Here is a 17,967-nt window from a genome sequence, read left to right on the forward strand (position 1 = left end):
CCGCCCCCGGATTTCTCTATTTTTATTTTTTACCGCTCATCGTTCTAAAGTTTTCATGAAGTCATCAATTGATTTTCTTGATATAAGTGTTCTGCCCTGCACCTGGATAAGCGGTAACCCGGTATGTATCAAGCGTTCTAATATCGCTCTTGATACTCCTAGATATTGGGCCGCTTCACCTTTTGAATAGTATGCCTTACGTTCTAGCGGATCATTGAAAGCCGATTGTATTGCAGCCCTTACCGATTCTTTTACATGCTGCTCTATAGTTTCGTTTAGGCCTTCCAGTTCAATAGAAAATGTTGGCTTAGTATTCATGAATTTCACCTTCCCTATTTTTATAAGCCGTGCCGATCATCATGCCTTTGTTGTCGAACAAATCCACTTCTGTTTCTCTGCTGTGATAGCCTGTTTTTGAAATATATACGACACCTTTTCTTCTTGCTTTGGTGTAATACTCAACTGTCAAAGGGCTGATATGATAGCCTAGTTCTTTAAGGTGATCGAGTGACTTCACTTTGTATCCAACGAAAACCCGTTTTCCGGATTCAGTTATCAAAAAATATTTTTTCAGCATGTTTTCCACCTCAAATCTTGAATTATTATTTACATTCCTTTACTTTTTGTTCAAAAAAAATTTCATCAATCGTAATGTCTGGAAAATATGGTAACAATACATCTTTCATAGCTTGTTTTTCCCGATCATTAAAGGGTAATTTCCCACGCTCTTTCGGGCTATATTGCTGCTTGCTGATACCTAACTTCGCTCCCATTTGTTCTTGTGTTAACCCTAGCATTGCACGATAGCCGGCAATTTTATTTATTTTAACGTCCATCCCTCTCAACCTCCTTTACCTTTCTTTACTCTATAATAACCTGAACATCTTACCATGTCAACAAATACATTTACTTTTATTTACTTTTTAACTATAATGGAGTGGTAGGGAGGCAAACAAATGAATATTGATAAAATAAATGTAGGTCTTAGAATTAAATCTATTAGACAAGCCAAAGGGTTCAACATGGAGGAATTCGGTAAACTAGTAAACAATACCAGTAAAGGTGCTGTAAATAATTGGGAAAAAGGTGTTAATTTACCTAATACTGAAAGACTATCAATTATTGCTAGATTAGGTGAAATATCCGTCAATGAATTGTTGTATGGTTCATTAAATGATTTTGCGTATAGAACTTTAGAATTATTAAAAACAAAACACTCATATAGTGATTCATTAATTCTAACTATAATGGATCGAATTGATGAATTGATTTTAAAAAGTTTGGGTTTTTCTAAGCCTTATACTAAAGAAATGTTTTATAGTTTTTTCATTGATTATTATTCAAAGCTTTTACACAAAACAATGGATCAATTAACGCATGATGATATTAGAAAACCTGATTTTGAAGATAGTCTTGTATCTTTTGTTAACAATTACGGTATATCCTTCATGGATATAAAAGAAAAAATTTCTAAAGCAATAGACGGTATACAAGCCGTTGAAATAAATCAATTTAAAAATGACAATTATAAGCTGCTGTATAATCCATCTTTTAAAAATGAATTATTGGAATATCTTATAAGTGAATATTCATTTGATAACCTATCTGAAGCCGGATTTACTCCATACATAAAAGAAATATTAGATGAATATCTGAATAAGCAAGTATTCAATAACAAATATTTACCTTATTCAGTAACAAATGCATCAAATCTATCTGCTGATCTTCTTAGTGATTTTGTAGTTCCTAAAATAAATGAATATTTCAAAGATTCTAATTTAGATAAGAATTTCCATTCAGATATTTTAGAAACAATATCTGAAGCAAAGAAAAAAATATATGCAATAAACGCAACCTATTTAGAAAAAGAATAATATTATGCCGGATTCCCGGCACCTCTCGAACCAATGCCCCCGGTGAAAGAGGGAAAAATCATGGCACAAATAAAAAAATATACAAAAAAAGACGGTTCAACCGCCTATAAGTTTCAAACATACTTAGGAACTGATCCGGAAACCGGAAAACAAAAATTCACCACCCGGAGAGGGTTCGCAACTTTAAAAGATGCCAAGTTAGCAGCTTCACGCTTGAAAGTAGAAATAGAAGAAAATGGCTTCCAGGATAACAAGCGCCATACCTTCAATGAATTATATGAATTGTGGTTCGATTCTGCGTATAAGGCCACGGTAAAAGAAAGCACCTATGCCAGGACAAAAGAACTATTCACGAATCACATTCTGCCAAAGTTCGGTAAAAGGGATATTGAAAAAATCAGCGTTACTTATTGCCAGACTACCGTTAACGACTGGTGTAAAACGATGGCAAAATATCGCATATTGAAGAACTATACAACCCGGGTCCTGGATTATGCAAGTTCACTCGGACTATTGAAAGATAACCCAATGAAAAAAATCTCAATGCCAAAGCGCAAAGAGAAAGTTGACCAGGAAGAAGCCGAAAATTTTTATAGTAAAGAAGAATTGCAGCATTTCCTTGCATGCGTAAAGGCTGACGGTTTCCCTCGTTGGTATGCCCTGTTTCGGCTCCTGGCTTTTACCGGATTCCGCAAAGGTGAAGCCCTGGCGCTGCAGTGGAAGGATATAGATTTCACCAATGGGAAAATAACTGTTAATAAAACTTTAGCCAGGGGTGAAAATAACCGCCTGATTATTCAATCACCGAAAACAAAATCCAGTTTGCGGACTATTTCTGTTGATGCCCTTACTATGCAAGTTCTGAAAGAATGGAAAACGCAGCAAGCGAAAGACTATTTGAAATTAGGCTTCAACACTATGAGCGCTGCACAACCATTATTCACCACTATCAATAATGAATATATGCAGCATGCAACGGTAACGAATCGGATAAATAAAATCATTAAGAAGCATGATCTAAAGGTTATCACCGTCCACGGCTTGCGGCACACTCATTGTAGTTTGCTATTTGAAGCCGGGGCACCGATCCAGGAAGTGAAAGAACGGCTCGGACATTCTGACATTCAAACAACGATGAATATTTATACCCACGTCACCGAAAAAGTGAGAGAACAAACGGCCGAAAGGTTTGCTAAATTTGTGAATTTTTAGAATTACATATTCAATTACATATTCAGTGCAAAAAAAATAAGCCTTGAAACATTGCAGAAAAGGCGCTCTACCAACGTTTCTAAGACTTATTAAAATGATAATGTATGGGTAATGAGGGGTTTGAACCCCCGACCCGCTGATTAAGAGTCAGCTGCTCTACCAACTGAGCTAATTACCCCTATCACGTGCTAATCACGTAACAAATGTTATTTTACTCTTCTTTTCAATAAAATGCAATAACTTCACGAAAAAAAGAGTCCACTTCCGGATAGTATCTCCGGATGCGGACTCTTTTTTGTATTCATTAAGGTCTTAGATGGTTGCCCAAACGTTTTCCAATACGTTCGTTTGGTTGCGGTCAGGTCCCACTGAGAAAGTGGAGATGCGAACGCCAACTGTTTCTTGAACGCGACGGACATAGTTGCGTGCATTTTCAGGAAGTTCTTCCAATGTACGGCAAGCAGTGATGTCTTCGCTCCAGCCTGGCAACTCTTCATAGACAGGCGTGCATTGACCCAATTCCTTCAAGCTTGCTGGATAATGGTAAATCAATTCACCTTCAGCATTTTTGTAGGCAGTACAGATTTTGACTGTTTCCAAGCCGCTCAAAACATCGATTGAGTTCAAGCATAGGTTAGTGATGCCTGAAACGCGTTTTGAATGACGCATAACAACTGCATCAAACCAGCCGATACGGCGCGGTCTGCCGGTCGTTGTGCCGTATTCACGGCCGACTTCGCGGATTTGGCTTCCTACTTCATCGAACAATTCCGTTGGGAACGGGCCATCGCCGACACGGGAAGTGTAAGCTTTGCAGACACCGACAACTTTATCGATCTTGGTAGGGCCCACACCGCTACCGATGGTTACGCCACCAGCAACCGGGTTGGAAGAAGTAACGAATGGATAAGTACCTTGGTCGATATCCAACATAACCCCTTGTGCGCCTTCAAATAAGACACGTTTGCCTGCATCCAATACGTCGTTCAGGATAACGGATGTGTCGGTTACATATTTTTTAAGTTCTTGACCATATTGGTAATACTCTTCAAAAATATCTTCGAATTTGATTTCTACAGAATCGAACATTTTTGTGAATTGACGATTCTTTTCTTCCAAGTTGATCTTCAGGCGCTCTTCAAAGATCTCTTTGTCCAACAAATCAGCTACACGGATACCGACACGCGCTGCTTTATCCATGTAAGCTGGCCCGATACCTTTGATAGTCGTACCGATTTTATTTTCGCCTTTTGAATCTTCCTGAAGCTGATCCAATTGAATATGATAGGGCAAAATGACGTGGGCACGGTCGGAAATACGCAGGTTATCCGTGTTGATACCGTGATCTTTCAAATATGCCAATTCTTTGATCAATGATTTCGGATTCACTACTACACCGTTTCCGATCACACTGATTTTTTCTGGATAAAAAATGCCGGATGGAATTAAGTGCAATTTGTATGTAACGCCATCAAACTGGATTGTGTGGCCAGCATTGTCTCCGCCTTGATATCTAGCGATTACTTCTGCATTCTCACTAAGGAAATCTGTAATCTTCCCTTTACCTTCGTCTCCCCATTGAGTCCCAACAACTACTACTGAAGTCATTATTTACTCCACCTCATCTTATTTATTCATAACACTATGCTAGTTTACCAATATTACCTATGTCTTTCAATAAAGAATCAAATAAAAGCGCTCACTTCTGAACAATTTGTCCAATATCATCAACTAATTTCCGGCATATAGCTCATCGAAGAAAATTTATTGAATTCCTTTTTGAACAGGAGCTTTACGGTTCCCCGCGCTCCGCTCCGGTTTTTTTCAATGATGACCTCTACGACATTGTTCTCCTGCTCATCCCGTTCCGACTCATCGCCGCCTTCACGTTCGTAATAATCGTCGCGGTACAGGAACGCAACGATATCGGCATCCTGCTCGATCGATCCCGATTCACGGATATCACTCAATACGGGACGTTTGTCTTGCCTCTGTTCCACGCCACGAGACAATTGTGAAAGGGCAATTACCGGTACTTTCAGCTCTTTCGCCAATTTCTTCAATTGACGCGAAATGTCAGAAACTTCCTGTTGGCGGCTTTCGCGGTTATTTCCTTCAATCAGCTGCAAATAGTCGATCACGATGAGACCCAGTTTTCCCTGTTCCTGTAGCAAACGACGGCTTTTTGCCCGGATTTCCGCAATCCGGATACCCGGCGTATCATCTATGAAGATTTTTGACTGGCCCAAAGTCCCCATCGCCATGATCAAGTTGGACCACTCATCTTCAGAAAGCTGCCCTGTCCGCAAGTGACCGGCATCAATGTTCCCTTCCGCACACAGCATCCGGTTGACCAATGACTCCGCCCCCATCTCCAAGCTGAAGATGGCGACTACCTGATCCGCTTTGGTTGCGACATTCTGCGCGATATTCAGCGCAAAAGCGGTCTTACCTACGGCCGGACGCGCTGCCAGGATGATCAGCTCTTCTTTCTGGAGGCCTGCCGTCATTTTGTCCAAGGCGATGTAGCCTGTTGGCACCCCAGTCACATCATCGCTTCGTTGAGCCAACGATTCGATATTCTGCAACGATGCCGAAACGACATCCGAGATGCGGATGAAGCCGGATCGGTTTCTCCGTTCGGATACCTGAAGGATGTTCTGTTCGGCGCTGTCTAGCATGACGGCGAGCTCATCACCCTCTTCATAGCCTTTGCGGACGATTTCTGTAGCTGACCGGATCAGGTTGCGCAAGATCGATTTTTCTTCCACTATCTTGGCGTAATATTCCACGTTGGCTGAAGTCGGTACCGCAATTGCCAATTCGGCCAAGTACTCCATGCCGCCAGCATTTTCAAGCTGATTCTTCGTATCCAACTCATTCGAGATGGTGACGACGTCAATCGCTTCATTCCGATTGTTCAATTGCAAAATCGCATCAAAAATAATCTGATGATTTTTTCTGTAAAAATCAGATGATTCAAGGTATTCTAAAACATTCACAACCGTTTCGGGATCCAAAAAAATGGAGCCTAGAACGGATTGCTCTGCTTCTATACTATGAGGGGGTATGCGATCTTGAAGTGTTTCTTCCATTTTATATTTTCACCCTTTAGGTTTTTTCATTCGGATGAGGAAATCATTACTGGCTTCTTCATCTTTTGCTTCCTTATTGTATCCTAAATCAGCCACATTTACAATTCAGAATACAGAACGTTTGTTCCCTTTTTTTCGAAAATTCTGCTGGGACTGTCCGCCTTAATAAGGCTGTCAGATTTATTTTCTTCTATATTATAGGGGTGCCTCAGTGATCCTCATAAACAAACGAAAAGACAGAGATTGATATCTCTGCCTTTCATTTTATATTTGGAAAATCATTATCCTTCCGTCACTTGCACTGTCAACATTGCTGTCACTTCCGGATGAATTTTAACGGACATTTTTGTGAAACCCAACGCGCGGATAGGATTTTCTAATTCAATTTTTCGTTTATCTAATTTAACATTATGTTGCTTTTGCAATGCTTCAGCAACCTGTTTCGTTGTAATGGAACCGAACAAACGACCATCTTCGCCAATTTTTGCCGACAATTTGATGATTGATTCCTCTTTCTCCAGCAGTGCCTTCAATTCTTGCGCAACTGCCAACTCTTCAGCCTGCTTCTTCTCTTCCGCTTTCTTTTGGCCTTTCAATGCGGAAATAGTGGCGGCATTCGCTTCATCAGCCTTACGGTTTTTGATCAGGAAAGTAGCATAGCCATCTGCTATGTCTTTGACTTCCCCTTTTTTTCCTTTACCTTTAACATCCTCTAAAAAAACAACTTTCATTTATTATTCCCCTTCCTTGATTTTTTCTGGATTTATAACTGCCTTCAGTTTCTCAACGACTTCATGGACTGTCGTATTCTCAATCTGAGTAGCTGCATTGGATAAATGTCCGCCGCCGCCTAATTTTTCCATGACTGTCTGCACATTGTATTGACCCAGACTTCTGGCGCTGATGCCCACTCTACCGTCCTGGCGTTTTGTGACGACAAATGAAGCATCTACCGCTTCCATCGACAACATCGTGTCGGCTGTTTGAGCAGCGACGACCGTGTCGTATATTTTTTCATCTTCTCCATGAACAATCGCCAGGTTACCATCCACAAATTCCATAGTCTGCAATAAATGACTACGCAACAGATAAGTATCCAAGTCCTCTTTCAGTGATTTCTGGATAAGTACGGTGTCCGCTCCATTGGACTGCAGATAACTGGCAGCATCAAACGTCCTTGATCCGGTTCTCAAACTGAAGTTTCGGGTATCGACGATAATCCCCGCCAACATAGCCGTTGCTTCTATTTTATTGATGGCATCCATCTCATTGGATTGATATTCGAACAATTCAGCAATCAATTCTGACGTGGAGGATGCATAAGGTTCCATATAGACCAAAACAGAATCTTTCGGAAACTCTTGTCCGCGTCTATGATGATCCAAGACGACTATTTTTTTAGACAGATTCAACAGCCCAGGTGCTGGCGTCATGGATGGGCGATGGACATCGACCATCACGATGAGCGTCTGTGACGTCACCAATGCCATTGCTTGCTCAGGCGAAATAATCCGCTTCGCAATCAAAGGATCTTTGTCTATCTCTTGCATAATACGATTCACATCATTGGAAAATTGTTGTGGATCCAATACTATCCAGGCTTCCCGATTGTTCATCTGAGAAATACGGCGGATTCCTAAGCAGGAACCGATGACGTCCATATCCGGATAACTATGCCCCATGATGATCACCTTATCGGCATGGACAATAAGCTCTTCCAAAGCCTGGCTGATCATTCTCGCACGGATACGGGTCCGTTTTTCCATTGGGTTAGTTTTGCCGCCATAGAAACGGGCATCTTCATTTTCGGCTCTCACAACAACCTGATCGCCACCTCTTGCCAAGGCTAAATCAATATTCGACTGCGCCATTTTGGCGACTTCTTTAAAATTAGTTTGCTCAAAAGTTTTTTCATATGAGAAGCCCATGCTCAATGTCAACGGAAAATTTTGCTTGTAGGTTCTTTCTCTTATTTGATTTATAATATCAAAATTATTTTCTTCGATTTTCTTTAAAGCTCGCATATTGGTCAATGCTATAAAGCGGTCATCATCCACTCGTTTCAAAAAGACATTATTCATGTTTGCCCAATTTGTGAGTTGATTCGTCAGATAGTTGTTTACATTCGATCGCTTACGATCGTTCATGGATTGAACAGCCTCATCATAATTGTCGACAATGATATTCCCAAAAACAAATTTTTCGTCTTTGTACTTTTCTTCAATTTTGGCATATTCTGTTATATCCATCAAATAAATGACGCCAATATCCTCTTGAATGATCATATCAAAATAATGATCTCCCCATTTCACACGGCGTATCACATAGTCCTGCGATTCTTTAAAAAGCTGATATAATTCTTCATCAACCACATTCAGCTTTCTTCCAAGTATATCTTTCTTGCCAAAATACTTTATTAAATATGGGTTCATCCATTGGATTTCTTCTTGCTTATTATATAGAAGTATCCCAATAGGCATTTTAATCAAAGCCTCTTGTTCACCTTTTTTGATTCGATAAGATAAGTCAGATATGTATTGATTTGTCTCATCAATCAAATACTCCGAAGAATAACTGATGAATCCAACAATCCCAACGCATAAGAGCATAATTCCAATTCCGATTTTCCAATCTGCAATGAAAGTCAACACAACGATCACCAGCAATAAGAATACGATAATCAGGAAAGGAACCTTAATCTTGTCAGCCTTTATGAAGTGAGGAAGATTCTTTAACTTTTCCTTTATTTTCATGATAGCTCCTTTACTGAACCTACATTTTGCACTTGTACATTTTAACATATCCAGATAATAATAGCTATAATGCCCTTTCTGACGGGATTAGTTGACATCTCAACGAAAAATTTAATGTTTCACGTGAAACATTTTTCTGGATAATGTTCGTATTCCAGACAGCAGATTTTCTGAGTGCAACCAGTCAACTTTATGTTTTCGACGTTTAAAGTATAATTTCCTCAATTACAGTATGCGCTCTGGGACAGATAGACTAATTCCAAACTATCCAGTCTTCATTACGCCCATCAACCAGATTGGATTATAGTGCTGCATTTTTTCTGGATATTTTTCAAAGCATAACTCTATTTTTGGTGAGTAATTATCCGCAATCGGATTTGGACGCCTTGAAAATATATCTCTCAAAATAGTAACCACTGCCAATCAAAATGTAATTATTATTATAGTTCTCACTTAATTGCAATTCCCTCTACACTATTTTCAAAAGTTCCACGTGGAACTTTTTTAATTACCCCCATAAATTTATCCTCAAATCCTGTGTAAGTATATTTCTTTAACGATGTTCCACGTGGAACTTTTATGTTCGCTCATGTTGTCTCTTCGATTTGATCCCTTCAGCTGCTATTTTTTTTCAGCATAAACTCGCTTTCTTTCACCACCGATTACTCTAACAACCATTTTTACGGAAAACGATTTTCATGATTCCTTCCCTTACTATTTCACTAATAATTTGAATAATCTAGTTATACGATGTTCTCCTATTTTTCATGCAATTTACAGAATTTATTTTATTGTTTGAAAATGAATTTTCATCCTGTCTATCTTTTCTAAGTTTCCTGTTCCTGTAGCAACTCCTGTTCTTGTGGATAACTCAAACCATTGTCAACCTTTTTAGTTATCCACATTATCCGTCGTTCGCCTGTGCACAACTAAATTAAATAGTACGATCTATCCTTGATAGAACAGGATTTTCGCCATAAAATAATTTTGTTGATAACTTATTACCCTGATATTATTTATGATCCCTTTGGTGCTGCCGAACACCTGTGGACATCCTGTGTATAAGTCGGAATTAACAAGCGAATCCCTCTATATACAACTGAACATTTGTTTGATTAGTGTGTTTATGAAATAATGCCCTTTATTTTGGATGAATTTACTATCATTTTAATGAAAATTGTTGAATCTTGAAATAGTCACCCTTATATCCAGCTTTTAGTCATTACTGCTCGCTTGCAACTGCATAACAGAAGTCAGTTGATTTTAGCGAGATCTTTCTGTGGATAAAGTTAAAGAAATAGTTTTCCACATCCTATATTTGAATGTACACTAAGTCTTGGAATCATCGCCATATCCTTTTATGGATAACTAAAAACAAAAATACAATCAGCCTGTCTGTATACAACCTGCGGATCATTATTTCCAGTGACATTAAATGTTACGATGAAATCATCTCATTAATATAGTATGCAAAAGATAGTCTTTTGCTCTTCCAGCACCTGACTTAATTTTAATGCATCTCAATTCGTAGAAAAACTATCCCTTGATTCGAATAGGTTCGATTATTCTGAGTGAATCATTCCTTTCATATTTCACGAATAACTTTAATTAATCCATCATTTTAATTCAGCACACATATTAGGAATACACAGCCTGAACGGAAGCCTTCAACTGTGAAGCTGATATATTTCGAATAGTAGCAATCTATTTTTAGATTTAGTCATTATATCTGCGATTACTATAGATTTGCATGTGTATTTTTTGTCAGTCCTAGACCTGATTATTTGAATCTACTAATAAGTTCTATGGCTATGAATGCAGAACCGGAACCTTTTTGCGCACTGCTGTTTGATACCTCTGATGCGAATCCTCAGATTCTCTGTAATTTATCATTGAAATAATCTACATTTTGTAGTGTATCCCTATCTTTTATATGGCCTTAAGATAAAAGGGGGGCTTTCGCTGCTTTATGCTGCCTGATCTCGGATATCTGATTTTAGATTTGTGTCAAACGAGCTAATTTATTCTTGCTACTTTTTTCAACCACCAAGTCCTCCAGTCATCGTAATTTTTTTGCATGCATCAATCAGAACTACTCTAAGTGGAATCTGCTGCTGTCGGTAATATAAAACTGTACTGGAAGAGTATGTATTTGTTTGCCCTGCGGGATATCTGCAGGATGGGGAGATAGGAAAGATCTTACTTCTTCTAGATTGTACGCTGTGGACATTCCCCAACAACTCCGTTCTTCCTCCTTTCAGAAATGTTTTACTATCGCCGAAGTATACGCTTTAGCCAATGGCATTGATCAGCAGATGATGTTTTTTGACATCCAGCATTCCATTGTTAAGAACACTACTCCCAAGGTTGATCCAACAGGAGCGATCTAAATATTTTTTGCATCAAAAACAGTGCTAAAATGTTCCACGTGGAACATTTTAGCACTGTCGATTTTCCTTTGTTCAAATCGCCAAAATTTAAGCTTCTGACAGCATCTGCATTCTTGCTTGAAGATTTACCCACGACTAAGTTTAATTCGTTCTCCCAGGGGTAAAATAACCCGATCAGAGCATCATAGTACCTAGCCTTATACCACAATGAAGAATATCCAGTCGGTGCGCCAGCGCTTATGGAAAGAAAAATTTCCGAATTCCTCTGCTAGCGTGACGAGTAGGGGAGGGCATTTAGATAAGGCAGAATCCTTGGTGTTGAGCTTTCAAATAGGCTGTTCAGTGTACCCGAGACGAGCAATAAATTGGCGGAGATCTTAAGGGGAATGATCCGCTAAGGCTGATGCATAAAAACAGCCTAGCCTTCTTAGTTTGCCTATTTAGTAATGCCCGAAGGAGACATGGGAGGAGCCGCTCAGAAAAATACAGCAATAAGTTTGCTTCACCTAACCATATGATCGTTCAACAGAAACGGATAAAGCGCATCGAAAAAATTTGTATCCGGAAGAGGTGAAAGGGGCGCGATATCGGGTGCAGTGCGGTGTGTCTGTTGTCCAGCAGCTCTTTTTGGGTACAAAAAAAGGAGCGCTCCTAGAAGCGACTCCCTTAATATTATTCTGCTAATGTAAATGGCATAAGAGCCATGATACGAGAACGTTTGATAGATACAGTCAAAGTTCTTTGATGTTTAGCGCATGTACCTGTTACACGACGAGGTAAAATTTTACCTTTTTCAGATATATAACGTTTCAATAAATCAGTCTCTTTGTAATCTACATGATCAATGTGGTTAGCACAGAAATAACAAACTTTCTTACGTTTGCGTCCGCCTCTGCTGTTACGTTGAAATGCCATGTCAATTCCTCCTTTTCCTAAACTAACCATTCTGTCCTAAAGACTAGAACGGTAAATCATCATCTGAAATGTCAATTGATTCCCCGTTTGATGAAAACGGATCAGCAGTTGAGTTAAAATCAGAAAAACCGTTTTGTTTCGGAGAAGAGTATTGATTATTATACTGTCCTTGGTTTTGGTTAGATTCAAAAGATTTGCTTGATCCGAAGTTTGCACTCGGAGCTGCTTGATTTGAAGAACTTGCGCCAGTCTCTCTCGGTCTTTGTTCGGTAGTTGTTTTCGATTCCAACAATGTGAAATTATCTGCAACGACTTCAGTCACGTATACGCGCTGTCCTTGTTGATTATCATAATTCCTTGTTTGGATTCGGCCAGTGATACCGACTAAAGAGCCTTTACGAGTGAAATTCGCGAAATTCTCTGCAGATTTTCTCCAAATGACACAATTGATGAAGTCAGCTTCTCTTTCTCCTGCTTGGTTAGTAAACTGTCTGTTTACTGCAAGAGCGAAGGTTCCGACTGCTGTGCCGCTGGATGTATAGCGTAAATCAACATCTTTTGTAAGTCTGCCGACTAAGACAACATTATTAATCATTCATCTTACTCCTTTCAAAATGTTTCACGTGGAACACTTTACTTAGTTTCTACTTTAACAACGATGTGGCGAATGATATCGCTATTGATCTTTGCTAGACGGTCGAATTCGTCGATTGCTTTAGCATCTGAAGCAGAAATTTTCACGATATGGTAGATACCTTCACGAAAATCTTTGATTTCATAAGCTAAACGGCGTTTCGCCCAGTCTTTTGATTCAATAACTTCAGCGCCATTATCAGTTAAAATAGAATCGAAACGTGCGATCAATTCTGCTTTAGCTTCTTCTTCGATGTTAGGACGGATAATGTAGTTGATTTCGTAATTGCTCATTTGACTGTCACCTCCTTGTGGACTTTGGCCCTTACTTATGTAAGAGCAAGGAGAGTACCTTTTCAGGATTACTCACATCTAAAGATTGTACCATAACCCATTTTTCATGGCAAGCTTTTTTTTCCTCGCATTAAAAGGGGCCGAAAAAAAACGGAGGGCCCCGTCGCTGGACAGTTCCCTCCATTTTTAGGCTATTAGCTTTAGTATATAAGTTTTATTCTTCCGAATCTTCCTCATCCAACAGTTCATCTGCGAAATCGCTCATTTTATCGGCTATTTCGGAGGTTCCCGCTGTATCTGGTGTATTTGCCTGTTCAGTTGAATCAGCCGCTTCTAGGGCGCTATTTTCGACCTCTGAAAGCAGGGCTGCATCCAGGGGAGCCACAGCTTCCACATCCTCTTCGCGCTCAACTTTTGCCATTGTCGATACAATGGCTTCACCATCAAGCTTGATCAAGCGTACGCCGAGAGTAGCACGGCCTGTTTGGGAAATAGCATCCGCGTGGAAACGGATCATGACGCCTTTATCCGTGATGATCATGATGTCTTCATCACCGGAGACAGTCGTCAAACCTACCAATTTACCGTTTTTCTCAGTAATGTTAGCTGTTTTGACCCCTTTGCCGCCGCGTCCTTTGATAGCATATTCGTCTGCTGCCGTACGTTTGCCGTAACCATTTTCCGTGATGATCAGAACTTCCGACTCATGTTTCAGCACATCCATGCCGACAACATAGTCATCTCCTCTTAATTTCACACCGCGGACACCGGTAGCAGTCCTACCCATATCACGGACGTCCTTTTCATCAAAGCTTACGGAGTAGCCGAAGTGCGTTCCGATAATGATGTTCTGGTTGCCGTCAGTCAAGGATACTTTAATCAGCTCATCCTCATCCTTCAGGTTGATTGCGCGCAGACCGCTTTGACGGATATTTTGGAATTCAGTAGCAGATGTCCGTTTGACGGTACCCATCCGCGTCGTGAAGAACAAGTAATCCCCGTCTTGCGGGCCACCTTTGACGTTGATGATGGCTTGGATTTTTTCGTTGGCATCCAAGTTCAGCAAGTTGATGATCGGCAAGCCTTTTGCCTGGCGGCCGTATTCAGGCACTTCATAGCCTTTTGTTTTGTATACTTTCCCTTGGTTCGAGAAGTATAGCAACACATCGTGCGTCGATGCCGAAATTAGTGTTTCGATGAAATCATCATCATGGATACCCATGCCTTGGACACCGCGTCCGCCGCGTTTTTGGGCTCTGAATTCGCTGTTCGGCAAACGTTTGATGTAGCCGTTATGAGTCAAAGTCAGGACGATGTCTTCCTCTTCGATCAAGTCTTCATCCTCAAGCGACAATACTTCTCCGACCAAAAGTTCCGTGCGGCGTTTGTCGCCGAATTTTTCTTGGATTTCAAGTAATTCCGTATAGATGATGTCAAAGACACGCTGCTCATTCGCTAAAATATCAGTCAAATCAGCAATCAAAGTCATCAGCGCATCATATTCCGCTTCAACTTTTTCTCTCTCCAAACCGGTCAAACGTACCAAACGCATATCCAAAATGGCTTGCGCTTGTTTGTCGGAAAGGCCGTATTTGTCGATGAAGATTTGTTTGGCTGCATCGCCATTGGTTGAACCGCGCAGAATTGCTACAATTTCATCGATATGATCCAATGCGATCCGCAAGCCGGCCAAGATATGCGCACGTGCTTCCGCTTTTCGTTTGTCGAATGCGGCTCTTCTGCGGATGACTTCTTCTTGGTGTTCCAGGTAGTGGACCAAAATCTGCTTGAGTCCCAGCACTTTAGGGATGCCTTTTACGATTGCCAACATATTGAAGCCGAACGAAGATTGGAGCGGCGTCAATTTGTACAGATTATTCAGAATGACGCCGGCACTGACATCTTTGCGGACATCAATGACAACACGCATGCCGTCGCGGTCGGACTCATCCGCCAAGTCGGTTATGCCTTCGATCCGTTTGTCGCGGGCCAATTCAGCAATCCGTTCGACCAATTTCGCTTTGTTGACCATATAAGGCAATTCGGAAATGATGATGCGTTCTTTGCCGTTTTTCAGGATTTCGACTTCTACACGTCCGCGGACAATGATGGAGCCTTTGCCCGTTTCATAGGCTTTTCTGATGCCTGATTTGCCCATGACGATACCGCCTGTAGGGAAATCGGGGCCGGGTACGGCCTCCATCAAATCGGCAGTCGTGGCCTCCGGATCATTCATCAGGATGTGCAGGGCGGAAATGACTTCCGTCAGGTTGTGCGGCGGGATATTTGTCGCCATCCCAACAGCGATACCGGAAGCCCCATTCACCAAGAGGTTAGGGAAGCGGGCTGGCAATACATCAGGCTCCGTTTCGGAACCGTCATAGTTGTCGTGGTAATCGACTGTATCTTTGTTGAGGTCGCGCAGCATTTCCAAGGCGATTTTTGACATTCGCGCTTCGGTGTAACGCATCGCTGCGGCACTGTCTCCATCGATGGAGCCGAAATTTCCGTGTCCATCGACCAGCGGATAACGGTAACTGAAATCCTGGGACATGCGCACCATGGATTCATAGATGGCACTGTCACCGTGGGGATGGTACTTACCCATTACGTCCCCGACGATACGTGCGGATTTTTTGTGCGCTTTATCGGGTGTAACGCCCAATTCACTCATGCCGTAAAGGATACGGCGATGGACCGGCTTGAGCCCGTCACGGACGTCAGGCAAAGCCCTGGCTACGATAACGCTCATGGCATATTCCAGGAATGAAGTTTCCATTTCATGGCTTAATTCCCTTTGTTCCATGGCTTGATCATTTATTTTTTCAATTTCATCAGACATTTAATTTCCAACCCCCTTTTAGATATCCAAGTTCTTCACGTAAACTGCATTTTCTTCGATGAAGTTCCTTCTTGGTTCTACATGATCCCCCATAAGCATATTCAATGTTTCGTCAGCTTTGACGGCATCATCGACGGTCACCTGCAGGAAGTGACGGTTCTCAGGGTTCATGGTCGTATCCCATAATTGTTCTGCATCCATTTCTCCAAGCCCTTTATAGCGTTGGATGATTGGTTTTGGCGAGTCAGGGATGGAGGCAAGATACTCTTCCAGCTCCTGATCGGTATCGAGATACTTCTCTTTTTTACCTTGCTTCACTTGATACAAAGGTGGTTGTGCGATATACACATATCCAGCTTCGACCAAAGGACGCATATAGCGATAGAAAAGCGTCAGCAGCAACGTACGGATATGCGCGCCATCGACATCGGCATCGGTCATGATGACCAATTTATGATAACGGGCTTTGGAAACATCAAAGTCTCCGCCGAAGCCGGTACCCATCGCCGTAAACAACGAACGGATCTCTTCATTGGCGAGGATTTTGTCGATGGATGCTTTTTCTACATTCAGAATCTTTCCTCGGATCGGCAGGATCGCCTGGAAGAAACGGGAGCGTCCTTGTTTTGCCGAACCTCCGGCTGAGTCTCCTTCGACGATGAATATTTCGGATTCTGCTGGATTTTTACTGGAGCAATCGGCCAATTTACCGGGCAGATTACTGATTTCCAAGCCGCTCTTCTTACGTGTCACTTCACGGGCTCTTTTGGCTGCTAAACGTGCGCGGGCAGCCAACATGCCTTTTTCGACAATCTGACGGGCGACTTGCGGGTTTTCCATCAGGAATTTGTCGAAGTACGTTGAAAAGAGTCGGTCGGTGATGGTACGCGCTTCTGAATTGCCCAATTTTGTCTTGGTTTGTCCTTCGAACTGCGGATCAGGATGTTTGATGGAGAGGACTAGGGTAAGGCCTTCACGCACATCTTCCCCGGTCAGGTTCTCTTCATTTTCCTTGATGATCTTATTGCGTTTTGCATAGTCATTGATGACACGGGTCAAAGCGGTCTTTGCACCGGATTCGTGGGTTCCGCCTTCGTAAGTATGGATATTATTGGCGAAACTCAGAAAGTTTGTATGATAGCCATCCGTATATTGTATGCCAACTTCAACTTGGATATCGTCCTGTTCGCCTTCGATGTAGATCGGCTCTTCGAAAAGGACTTTTTTGTTGCGGTTCAGAAACTCGACGTAACTCTTGATTCCGCCTTCGTAATAATAGTCTTGTTCCACAGGTTCTTCCGGACGCATATCCGCGATGGAAATGTTCAATCCTTTGTTCAAGAAAGCCAATTCCCTGACACGTACGGCCAGTTTTTCAAACTCAAAGACAGTCGTTTCCTTGAAAATTTCCGGATCGGGCAGGAAACGGACCTCCGTACCATGCTTATCGGTATCTCCTGTGATGGTCAAATCGGATGTGATGTCCCCGCGTACGAACGTTTGGGTATAAATTTTATTGTCTTTATAGACGTTTACGGTCAATTCAGAAGACAAGGCATTCACGACGGACGCGCCAACACCATGGAGACCGCCTGAAACTTTGTAGCCTCCACCGCCGAATTTTCCGCCTGCATGAAGAACGGTGAAGACCGTTTCTACAGCGGGGCGGCCAGTCGTCGCTTGAATATCGACTGGAATACCACGGCCATTATCGGTTACGGTTATGCTATTGTCTTTTTCGATTATTATTTCAATTTTCGTCGCAAAGCCGGCCAGCGCTTCATCGATGGAATTATCCACGATTTCCCAGACCAAATGGTGCAGACCTGCGCCACTGGTGGAGCCGATGTACATCCCAGGACGTTTGCGGACTGCTTCCAGTCCTTCCAGGACCTGGATCTGACTGGCATCATATTCTTTTGCTCGTTCAGCTTTGTTCATTTCATTTTCTGCCATTCT

At 41.6% G+C, this 17,967-nt stretch carries 13 protein-coding genes, 1 tRNA gene and 1 pseudogene; 2 read left to right on the forward strand and 13 right to left on the reverse strand.

All coding sequences use genetic code 11. The features are described 5' to 3' along the window. Nucleotides 1-36 precede the first annotated feature (36 nt). From WBM30_RS01290 to WBM30_RS01300, 3 genes are read right to left on the reverse strand one after another with little or no spacing between them, the layout of a single operon-like run. Nucleotides 37-318 carry a helix-turn-helix domain-containing protein gene (locus WBM30_RS01290; RefSeq protein WP_424899003.1) on the reverse strand — a complete coding sequence of 94 codons (282 nt, stop codon included), beginning with the start codon at nucleotides 316-318 and terminating at the stop codon, nucleotides 37-39. After that, a complete protein-coding gene (locus WBM30_RS01295) occupies nucleotides 308-577 on the reverse strand; it encodes a hypothetical protein (RefSeq protein ID WP_424899004.1) in 270 nt (89 codons plus the stop codon). Before WBM30_RS01295 ends, WBM30_RS01290 begins: the two co-directional genes overlap by 11 nt. A gap of 25 nt (nucleotides 578-602) precedes the next feature. Then, a complete protein-coding gene (locus tag WBM30_RS01300) occupies nucleotides 603-836 on the reverse strand; it encodes a helix-turn-helix transcriptional regulator (protein WP_424899005.1) in 234 nt (77 codons plus the stop codon). A gap of 120 nt (nucleotides 837-956) precedes the next feature. Between WBM30_RS01300 and WBM30_RS01305 the strand changes: the two genes are divergently transcribed. Both WBM30_RS01305 and WBM30_RS01310 read left to right on the forward strand, forming a co-directional pair. Beyond that, nucleotides 957-1,874: a helix-turn-helix domain-containing protein gene (locus WBM30_RS01305; RefSeq protein WP_424899006.1), complete on the forward strand. Its 918-nt coding sequence runs from the start codon at nucleotides 957-959 to the stop codon at nucleotides 1,872-1,874. A gap of 60 nt (nucleotides 1,875-1,934) precedes the next feature. Then, the gene (locus WBM30_RS01310; RefSeq protein WP_424899007.1) at nucleotides 1,935-3,086 is read left to right on the forward strand and encodes a tyrosine-type recombinase/integrase; all 1,152 of its coding nucleotides are present in this window, start codon (nucleotides 1,935-1,937) and stop codon (nucleotides 3,084-3,086) included. Between the two features lie 105 nt (nucleotides 3,087-3,191). Here the strand turns inward: WBM30_RS01310 and WBM30_RS01315 are convergent. From WBM30_RS01315 to gyrB, 10 genes and pseudogenes are all read right to left on the reverse strand, one after another. Further along, nucleotides 3,192-3,264, reverse strand: a tRNA-Lys gene (locus tag WBM30_RS01315). Between the two features lie 134 nt (nucleotides 3,265-3,398). Next, a complete protein-coding gene (locus WBM30_RS01320; RefSeq protein WP_086986347.1) occupies nucleotides 3,399-4,694 on the reverse strand; it encodes an adenylosuccinate synthase in 1,296 nt (431 codons plus the stop codon). 119 nt (nucleotides 4,695-4,813) lie between these two features. Continuing rightward, on the reverse strand, nucleotides 4,814-6,181 hold the full coding sequence (dnaB, locus tag WBM30_RS01325; RefSeq protein ID WP_424899008.1) for a replicative DNA helicase: 1,368 nt from the start codon (nucleotides 6,179-6,181) through the stop codon (nucleotides 4,814-4,816). Between the two features lie 281 nt (nucleotides 6,182-6,462). After that, nucleotides 6,463-6,912 carry a 50S ribosomal protein L9 gene (gene rplI / locus WBM30_RS01330; RefSeq protein WP_424899009.1) on the reverse strand — a complete coding sequence of 150 codons (450 nt, stop codon included), beginning with the start codon at nucleotides 6,910-6,912 and terminating at the stop codon, nucleotides 6,463-6,465. Nucleotides 6,913-6,915: 3 nt separating this feature from the next. After that, the gene (locus WBM30_RS01335) at nucleotides 6,916-8,934 is read right to left on the reverse strand and encodes a DHH family phosphoesterase (protein ID WP_424899010.1); all 2,019 of its coding nucleotides are present in this window, start codon (nucleotides 8,932-8,934) and stop codon (nucleotides 6,916-6,918) included. A 3,062-nt stretch (nucleotides 8,935-11,996) separates the two neighbouring features. Beyond that, nucleotides 11,997-12,239 carry a 30S ribosomal protein S18 gene (gene rpsR / locus WBM30_RS01340; protein ID WP_068562133.1) on the reverse strand — a complete coding sequence of 81 codons (243 nt, stop codon included), beginning with the start codon at nucleotides 12,237-12,239 and terminating at the stop codon, nucleotides 11,997-11,999. Nucleotides 12,240-12,282: 43 nt separating this feature from the next. Next, nucleotides 12,283-12,834 carry a single-stranded DNA-binding protein gene (gene ssb / locus WBM30_RS01345; protein ID WP_424899011.1) on the reverse strand — a complete coding sequence of 184 codons (552 nt, stop codon included), beginning with the start codon at nucleotides 12,832-12,834 and terminating at the stop codon, nucleotides 12,283-12,285. A 38-nt stretch (nucleotides 12,835-12,872) separates the two neighbouring features. Then, entirely contained in the window at nucleotides 12,873-13,166 is a 294-nt protein-coding gene (gene rpsF / locus WBM30_RS01350; protein ID WP_086628719.1) for a 30S ribosomal protein S6, read from the reverse strand. 394 nt (nucleotides 13,167-13,560) lie between these two features. Continuing rightward, nucleotides 13,561-15,972: pseudogene (gyrA, locus tag WBM30_RS01355) on the reverse strand (DNA gyrase subunit A); the annotation flags it as partial. Between the two features lie 54 nt (nucleotides 15,973-16,026). Next, on the reverse strand, nucleotides 16,027-17,964 hold the full coding sequence (gene gyrB / locus WBM30_RS01360) for a DNA topoisomerase (ATP-hydrolyzing) subunit B (protein WP_424899012.1): 1,938 nt from the start codon (nucleotides 17,962-17,964) through the stop codon (nucleotides 16,027-16,029). Between the last annotated feature and the right edge of the window lie 3 nt (nucleotides 17,965-17,967).

This window comes from Trichococcus sp., from assembly GCF_049684335.1.
Lineage (GTDB): Bacteria > Bacillota > Bacilli > Lactobacillales > Aerococcaceae > Trichococcus.

Coding starts and splice junctions, on each gene's coding strand:
- WBM30_RS01290 (WP_424899003.1), bottom strand. CDS start 318: ATGAATACTAAGCCAACATTTTCTATTGAACTGGAAGGCCTAAACGAA.
- WBM30_RS01295 (WP_424899004.1), bottom strand. CDS start 577: ATGCTGAAAAAATATTTTTTGATAACTGAATCCGGAAAACGGGTTTTC.
- WBM30_RS01300 (WP_424899005.1), bottom strand. CDS start 836: ATGGACGTTAAAATAAATAAAATTGCCGGCTATCGTGCAATGCTAGGG.
- WBM30_RS01305 (WP_424899006.1), top strand. CDS start 957: ATGAATATTGATAAAATAAATGTAGGTCTTAGAATTAAATCTATTAGA.
- WBM30_RS01310 (WP_424899007.1), top strand. CDS start 1,935: ATGGCACAAATAAAAAAATATACAAAAAAAGACGGTTCAACCGCCTAT.
- WBM30_RS01320 (WP_086986347.1), bottom strand. CDS start 4,694: ATGACTTCAGTAGTAGTTGTTGGGACTCAATGGGGAGACGAAGGTAAA.
- dnaB (WP_424899008.1), bottom strand. CDS start 6,181: ATGGAAGAAACACTTCAAGATCGCATACCCCCTCATAGTATAGAAGCA.
- rplI (WP_424899009.1), bottom strand. CDS start 6,912: ATGAAAGTTGTTTTTTTAGAGGATGTTAAAGGTAAAGGAAAAAAAGGG.
- WBM30_RS01335 (WP_424899010.1), bottom strand. CDS start 8,934: ATGAAAATAAAGGAAAAGTTAAAGAATCTTCCTCACTTCATAAAGGCT.
- rpsR (WP_068562133.1), bottom strand. CDS start 12,239: ATGGCATTTCAACGTAACAGCAGAGGCGGACGCAAACGTAAGAAAGTT.
- ssb (WP_424899011.1), bottom strand. CDS start 12,834: ATGATTAATAATGTTGTCTTAGTCGGCAGACTTACAAAAGATGTTGAT.
- rpsF (WP_086628719.1), bottom strand. CDS start 13,166: ATGAGCAATTACGAAATCAACTACATTATCCGTCCTAACATCGAAGAA.
- gyrB (WP_424899012.1), bottom strand. CDS start 17,964: ATGGCAGAAAATGAAATGAACAAAGCTGAACGAGCAAAAGAATATGAT.